Genomic DNA, 6,493 nt, shown 5'->3' with positions numbered 1-6,493 from the left:
GGGTGGGGCCACGGAGTAGGGTGCGGCCAGATTCGTCTCAGTGAGGTGCTGTCTCGATGCTCGATCGAGGTGTGATGCTCCCGAGCTCCTTCCAGGCTGCCCGGGCCCTGGCCACCACCCGCGTGCTGGAGCCGCCCGACCTCGGGGACGCCCTGGAGATCCTCCACCGCGACCCGGTCGCCAACGCCTTCGTCGCGACCCGGGTCGAGGCCGTCGGGCTGGACCCGTGGCGGCTCGGCGGGGAGATGTGGGGCTGGTACGACGGGGAGGGCGTGCTGGACGCGCTCTGCTACGCCGGGGCGAACCTGGTCCTGGTCAACGCCGGGTCGGAGGCGGTCGCGGCGTTCGCGGAGCGGGCCCGCCGGCAGGGCCGGCGCTGCTCCTCGATCGTCGGGCCGGCGGGGGCCACGGCGGCCTTCTGGGCGCTGCTGGAACGCAGTTGGGGACCGCCCAGGGAAGTCCGGGCGCACCAGCCGCTGTTGGCGACCTCGGTGCCGTCGGCGGAGATCGCGCCGGACCCGTTGGTGCGCCGGGTGCTGCGCGGTGAGGTCGAGGCCCTGATGCCGGCCTGTGTGGCGATGTTCACCGAGGAGGTGGGGGTGTCGCCGCTGGCGGGGGACGGTGGTCTCCTCTACCAGGCGCGGGTGGCCGAACTCGTCTCCGCCGGGCGGTCGTTCGCGCGGTTCGGGGAGGACGGGCGGGTCGTCTTCAAGGCGGAGGTCGGCGCGGTGACGGAGGGGGCCTGCCAGATCCAGGGGGTCTGGGTCGCCCCGGAGCACCGGGGGAAGGGGCTCTCCGAGACGGGCATGGCGGCCGTCCTGGACGTCGCGCTGCGGGAGGTGGCGCCGGTGGTGTCGTTGTACGTCAACGACTTCAACCTGCGGGCCCGGGCCGCGTACCGGCGGGTGGGGTTCCGGGAGGTCGGGGCGTTCATGAGCGTGCTCTTCTGAACCGCTGCGGGCAGGGCCGGTTGGGATCTTCGGCCGCGCCGTCGGGCCGCTGGTAGTAACGTCCGGAGCATGGATCAGCTGACCGGTGTGACGATCGGGCCCATCGACCTCGCCGCCTGGGCGCCGCAGGCGCTGGAGGTCCAGGCGGTGGCGTTCGGTCTGACGCCCGAGGAGGTCGCGGTACGGCTGCACATCGTGGGCCGGCACGCCCTGCAGCCGGGGGTGATCGCGCTCGGCGCGATGAGCGGCGGGCGGCTGGTCGGGTTCGGGTACGGGATGCCCAACCACCGGGAGCACTGGTGGAGCACGGTGATCGAGCCCCACCTGACCGCCCGGGGGTACGAGGACTGGCTGGACGGCGTCTTCGCCGTGACCGAGCTGCACGTGCTGCCGGAGTTCCAGGGGCAGGGGGTCGGCTCGCGGATCATCCGGACGCTCTGCGAGCGGTCGGGGCTGGACCGGAGCATCCTCTCGGCGATCGACGCCGAGACGCCGGCGCGGCGGCTGTACCGGGCGCTGGGGTACCAGGACCTGGCGCGGGCGGTGCGGTTCCCGGCGACGGACCGGCTGTACGCGGTGATGGGCGCGCGGCTGCCGCTGCGCGGGGCGGCGGTCCGGGGCTCACAGGGTGCCGGCGAACTCCAGTGAGAGCTCGGCGTCCTCGCGGCGGCCCGCGGTGAGGGCGCGCAGGGCGAGGTCGACGGCGCGGAAGAGGGTCCAGTCGCGCAGCCGGTCCCGGTCGACTTCGAGGGCCTCGGAGAGCCGGCCCAGCCGGCGGCGGACGGCCGCGGGGGCGCCGGGGGAGCCGATCAGGGTGTCAGCGCGGTCCAGCACGAGGCGGGCCAGGTCGTAGGCGCGTTCGCCGGCCACCGGGCGCGGGTCGATGGCCAGCCAGGGGGCGCGGTCGGCGGCCAGGACGTTGCCGTGGTGGAAGTCGCCGTGCAGCAGGAAGGACTCGTCGGCGGAGCCGGCCAGGTCGCGAGCGGTGTCCAGGGCCTCGGCGATCAGCGGCCGGGCTTCGGCGGCGACGGGGTCGGAGTCCTCCGCGAGGCGGTCGGCGTCGGCGGTGGCGGCGGCGATCCGCTGCCCGACGGTGGGCAGGGCGGGCCCCTCGGGCAGGTCCACCCAGAGGCGGTGCAGCAGGCTGGTGGCCTCCAGCATGGCCTTGGGTTCGGCGAGGGAGCGCAGCGGGATCTCGCCGTGGAGGCGTTCGAGCAGGAGGACGCCCTCGGCGGGGACGGAGTCGAGGAGCAGCACGGCGCCCCGGCCGGCCCAGTGGGTGAGGGCGGTGTGCTCGTGGGCGGTCTCGGGGGTGGGCAGGCCGACCTTGAGGACGGCGGGGGAGAGGTCGTCACGGTGGACGTAGGCGACCAGGCCGAGGCTGCCGCCGGGGTCGACGACCCGTTCCAGGGTGAGGTCCCAGCGGGCGAGGTGGTCGGCGGCCCTGGCGGGGAGGGCGGCCAGCCACCTGCGGCCGGCCTCGCCGTGGGCGGCGGTGACGGTGTTCGTCAGCCGGCTGGGGACGGTGATGGTGGGTTCGGCTCCCGACATGGGTCCATTGTCGGTGTTCGGGCGCGGGGTGCCGGGCTTTCGGCCGGGTGGGTGTCGCGGGTCCCGCCCGGCCGCCGGGGAGGAGGTCAGTCGGGCACACCCGGGAAGGCCGTCGCGGGGGCTCCCCAGTGGCGGGCGCGCAGGGCGGTCTCGCGCAGGGCGGTGGCGGCCTGGGGCCGGTAGGGGGCCGGGACGGTGGCGACCAGGTCGGCGTAGACGGTGGTCAGCCGGGTCTCCAGGTGGACGGCCAGCCTGGTGGCGTCCGCCGGGGAGGTGACCGGGAAGGGCAGCTGGTAGCCGCCGGCGGCCGGGGCGGGGGAGGCGGTGGCGTCGGCCAGCAGACGCTGCCAGCCGTCGCGCCGGGCCTGGTGGGCGGCGTGGGTGCTGCGGGCGTCGGCGCGTTGCCGGTCGTCGGGGAGGTGGGCGCCGACCATGCCGTAGCCGTAGACGGCGGCGTGTTCGGCGGCGAGGGCGCTCTGGAGGGCCGGGACGGCGGCGGTGGTCTCGGGGGTGGTGGCGGTCCGGCCCTCGGGGGTGGTCACGGGGGTCTGGTCGCCGAGGGCCGCGGCGTGCAGCGCCTTGGAGGCGGCGATGGCGGCGAGCAGCCGGGCGAGGTCCGGGCCGGCACCTTCGAGGTCGTGGAGGTGGGAGTCGGCGCTCTGGCGCTCCAGGGCGGCCAGGTCGGCGAGGGTGGCGGCGGAGCCGGTCGGGCCGCCGGTCGGCGAGGGGGAGTCCGAGGCGGGGTCCGGGGCGGAGGGGGTGGCGGTCGGCAGGCCCTGGGCGAGGGCGGCGCGGTGCCGGACGGTGTCCTCGCGCAGGGGCTGGAGCAGGTCGGTCCGGGCACCCGGGGCGGCCAGCAGCCCGTCGTAGGCGCCGAGCAGGCGGTCGGTGGCGGCGACCGCGCGCAGCCGGGCGGGGGTGTCCGGGTCCCGCGGCGGTTCGGCGGTGGTGCGGTGTTCGTCGGAGCCGCTGGTGCAGGCGGTGAGGGTGGTGAGCAGTCCGAGGGCCAGGAAGGTCCGTCGGCTGGGCGGCTGCATCGGGGTCACTCCGTGGCGGGTAGGGCGTGTCTTGTGGGTCTTGTCGGATCAGGGCGCGGCATTGGGGTGCGTGCATCGCAAGGCGGAGGTGGGGGCACCTCCCGGCCGGAGGCTGGGGGAGGCGTCACTGCGGTGGGGGCACCTCCCGGCCGCCAGGCTGGGGGCCATTGGCAACCGACGACAACGCGGCGAGGTGCGTGCCCCAACGCCGCGCCCCCAGCAAAGATCCGTAAGACACGCCCCCCGAGAGGACGGCCTCCCCGCCTCCCCTCGTAGGCGTGAATCATTACAGAATCCCCACGTTCCCGGGCCCGGTTCGGGGACGCCGTGCCGGGTGCCGGGCGGTGTGAGCTTGCTCGCAGTGGGTGGCGTGCGGGGGTCGGCCGGAGGTCCGGAATCGGTGGTTCGGGGCTTCACCGGATAGGCTTTGGGCCGAGCTGCCGTGACCTGGTGTGGCGCCGGGGGCGCGGGGCGACCTTCTGACAACAGCAGACGCGGCCGAGGAGTCCACCCGGATGAGCACCACCCACACCGACCGGCTGCGAGCGTTGTTGGAGCCGCTGGCCGAGCAGGCCGGACTGGACCTGGAGGACGTCAGGGTCACCAAGGCGGGCAGCCGTCGGCAGGTGCAGATCGACGTCGACACCGACGGCGGTGTGGACATGGACGCCATCGCCGAGTTCAGCCGGGTGGTCGGCGAGGCCCTGGACGAGTCGGACCTGATGGGGGACGAGGCGTACCTGCTGGAGGTCGGCTCGCCGGGTGCGGAGCGCCCGCTCGTGCTGCCCCGGCACTGGCAGCGCGCCGAGGGCCGGCTGGCCAAGGTCCACCTGGTCGACGGCGGGGAGATCGTCGCCCGGGTCCTGGAGGCCGACGAGGACGGCGCACTGGTCGAGGTGCAGCCCGTGAAGGGGCGCGGCCGCCCGAAGGAGCGCCGTCTGGCGTACGCGGAGGTGGCCCGGGCGCGCGTCCAGGTCGAGTTCAACCGCAAGGACGACGACGCGCTCCTGGACGCGGCTGCCGACTTCGACGAGGGGGACGACGGCGCCGAGTGAACCACCGGTGCCGTACGACCATGACGAACGTGACGAAAGACGAGGAGGCGTAGCCGTGGACATCGACATGAGTGCCCTGCGCACGCTGGTCAACGAGAAGAACATCCCCTTCGACCTGCTGGTCGAGTCCATCGAGTCCGCCCTCCTCACCGCGTACCACCGCACCGAGGGCTCGCGCCGCCGGGCCCGGGTGGACCTGGACCGCAAGAGCGGCCATGTGACCGTGTGGGCCATGGAGGACCCGGCGGAGCTGGACGAGGGCGTCGAGCCGAAGGAGTTCGACGACACCCCGAGCGGCTTCGGCCGGATCGCGTCCAGCATCGGCATCCAGGTGATGATGCAGCGCCTGCGCGACGCCGCCGACGACCAGACCTTCGGTGAGTACGCGGGCAAGGAGGGCGACATCGTCACCGGTGTCGTCCAGCAGGGCAACGACCCGAAGAACGTGCTGGTCGACATCGGCAAGCTGGAGGCCATCCTGCCGCCGCAGGAGCAGGTCCCGGGCGAGGACTACCGCCACGGCACCCGGCTGAAGTGCTACGTGGTGGCCGTGCGCCGCGGCGTGCGCGGGGCTTCGGTGACGCTGTCGCGGACCCACCCCAGCCTGGTGAAGAAGCTGTTCGCGCTGGAGGTCCCGGAGATCGCGGACGGCAGCGTGGAGATCGCGGCGATCGCCCGCGAGGCCGGCCACCGGACCAAGATCGCGGTCTGGTCGCGCCGCCAGGGCCTGAACGCCAAGGGCGCCTGCATCGGCCCGATGGGCTCCCGGGTGCGCGCGGTGATGGGCGAGCTGCACGGCGAGAAGATCGACATCGTCGACTGGTCCGAGGACCCCCGGGAGATGGTGGCCGCCGCCCTGTCGCCCGCACGGGTGACCAGTGTGGAGATCGTGGACGCCGCCCAGCGCTCCGCCCGGGTGATCGTGCCGGACTACCAGCTGTCGCTGGCGATCGGCAAGGAGGGGCAGAACGCCCGCCTGGCCGCGCGCCTGACCGGGTGGCGGATCGACATCCGTCCGGACACCGAGGGCCAGGCCGAGGAATCGCCGGCCCGGTAGTCAGTGTTGTCACGGCCGTCCTCGCCGGTCCTCCGGGACCGGCAGGGCGGCGCCATGTCGCTTCGGAGGGGTAGACTTGCCTTCGTCTGGCCGGACGCATGTCCGAGCACGCCCGGAACGCACCTGCGTGGGCTGCCGCAAGCGCGCGGCCAAGCACCAGCTGTTGCGTGTCACGGCGGTCGAGGGCGAGTGCGTCCCTGATCCCCGTGGCGCACTGCCGGGCCGGGGCGCTCACGTGCATCCCGATTCCGGCTGCCTCGACCTCGCGGTCCGCCGTCGGGCGTTCCCCCGGGCCTTCCGGCTCCGGGGCGCGCTCGACACGGAGCGGCTCCGCGAGTTCATCGGGGAGCGGGTCGGCGAAGCCTCGTAGCAGGGCCGCCTCCCGCGACGGCCGCCGCTCGCGCGGCGGAGAACCACCGCAACAAGCACAGCGCGCGGGCAGCCGCGCGCCGTGCCACCAGTCAGGTACCTCGCGATGTGGAAGTAGGTCGAGATTGCGATGAGCACTCGATGAGTACGCGATGAGTACGCGATGGGTACGCCCATGAAGTAGCGACAGTCCGGCGGACGAGACCCCCGGACTCATAGACAGGAGTGAAGTGGCTAAGGTCCGGGTTTATGAACTCGCCAAGGAGCTCGGCTTGGAGAGCAAGGCCGTCATGGCCAAGCTCACCGAGCTCGGTGAGTTCGTTCGTTCGGCGTCCTCGACGATCGAGGCGCCGGTCGTGCGCAAGTTGACTGACGCGCTTGGTGTGGCCCCCACCGGTGGTGGTTCCGCTGCCAAGCCGGGCCCGCGGAAGCCCGCGGCGCCCTCCCCCGCCGCCGGCTCGGGTGCCCCGAAGC

The 6,493-nt window shown here is 74.0% G+C and carries 8 protein-coding genes; 6 read left to right on the top strand and 2 right to left on the bottom strand.

Annotated elements, in window-relative coordinates; genetic code table 11:
• Window positions 1-74: 74 nt before the first annotated feature.
• Together ACFRMQ_RS36485 and ACFRMQ_RS36480 are read left to right on the top strand one after the other, a co-directional pair.
• Window positions 75-950, top strand: coding sequence for a GNAT family N-acetyltransferase (locus ACFRMQ_RS36485; protein ID WP_380735135.1), 876 nt, complete (start codon window positions 75-77; stop codon window positions 948-950).
• 69 nt (window positions 951-1,019) lie between these two features.
• Window positions 1,020-1,598, top strand: coding sequence for a GNAT family N-acetyltransferase (locus ACFRMQ_RS36480; RefSeq protein WP_380735134.1), 579 nt, complete (start codon window positions 1,020-1,022; stop codon window positions 1,596-1,598).
• On the opposite strand, the gene ACFRMQ_RS36475 is transcribed toward ACFRMQ_RS36480, so the two are convergent.
• Together ACFRMQ_RS36475 and ACFRMQ_RS36470 are read right to left on the bottom strand one after the other, a co-directional pair.
• Window positions 1,572-2,501 (bottom strand): aminoglycoside phosphotransferase family protein, encoded by a 930-nt coding sequence (locus ACFRMQ_RS36475; protein WP_380735133.1) that lies wholly within the window; start codon window positions 2,499-2,501, stop codon window positions 1,572-1,574. The two genes, ACFRMQ_RS36480 and ACFRMQ_RS36475, sit on opposite strands and share 27 nt — an antisense overlap.
• 86 nt (window positions 2,502-2,587) lie before the next feature.
• Window positions 2,588-3,538, bottom strand: a complete 951-nt coding sequence (locus ACFRMQ_RS36470) for a ferritin-like domain-containing protein (protein ID WP_380735132.1) — start codon at window positions 3,536-3,538, stop codon at window positions 2,588-2,590.
• 515 nt (window positions 3,539-4,053) lie between these two features.
• On the opposite strand from ACFRMQ_RS36470, the gene rimP reads away from it, so the two are divergent.
• From rimP to ACFRMQ_RS36450, 4 genes are all read left to right on the top strand, one after another.
• Window positions 4,054-4,593 (top strand): ribosome maturation factor RimP, encoded by a 540-nt coding sequence (gene rimP / locus ACFRMQ_RS36465; RefSeq protein WP_380735131.1) that lies wholly within the window; start codon window positions 4,054-4,056, stop codon window positions 4,591-4,593.
• A 55-nt stretch (window positions 4,594-4,648) separates the two neighbouring features.
• Window positions 4,649-5,650 (top strand): transcription termination factor NusA, encoded by a 1,002-nt coding sequence (nusA, locus tag ACFRMQ_RS36460; RefSeq protein WP_380735130.1) that lies wholly within the window; start codon window positions 4,649-4,651, stop codon window positions 5,648-5,650.
• A 76-nt stretch (window positions 5,651-5,726) separates the two neighbouring features.
• The gene (locus ACFRMQ_RS36455; RefSeq protein WP_380735128.1) at window positions 5,727-6,020 is read left to right on the top strand and encodes a YlxR family protein; all 294 of its coding nucleotides are present in this window, start codon (window positions 5,727-5,729) and stop codon (window positions 6,018-6,020) included.
• 229 nt (window positions 6,021-6,249) lie between these two features.
• Window positions 6,250-6,493: translation initiation factor IF-2 N-terminal domain-containing protein (locus tag ACFRMQ_RS36450; protein WP_380669933.1), on the top strand; the 244-nt coding region annotated here is incomplete at its 3' end.

The sequence above is a fragment of the Kitasatospora sp. NPDC056783 genome (assembly GCF_042789895.1).
Lineage (GTDB): Bacteria > Actinomycetota > Actinomycetes > Streptomycetales > Streptomycetaceae > Kitasatospora.
The sequence above is the reverse complement of the archived record's forward strand: the minus strand, read 5'-3'. Positions and strand labels throughout refer to the sequence as shown.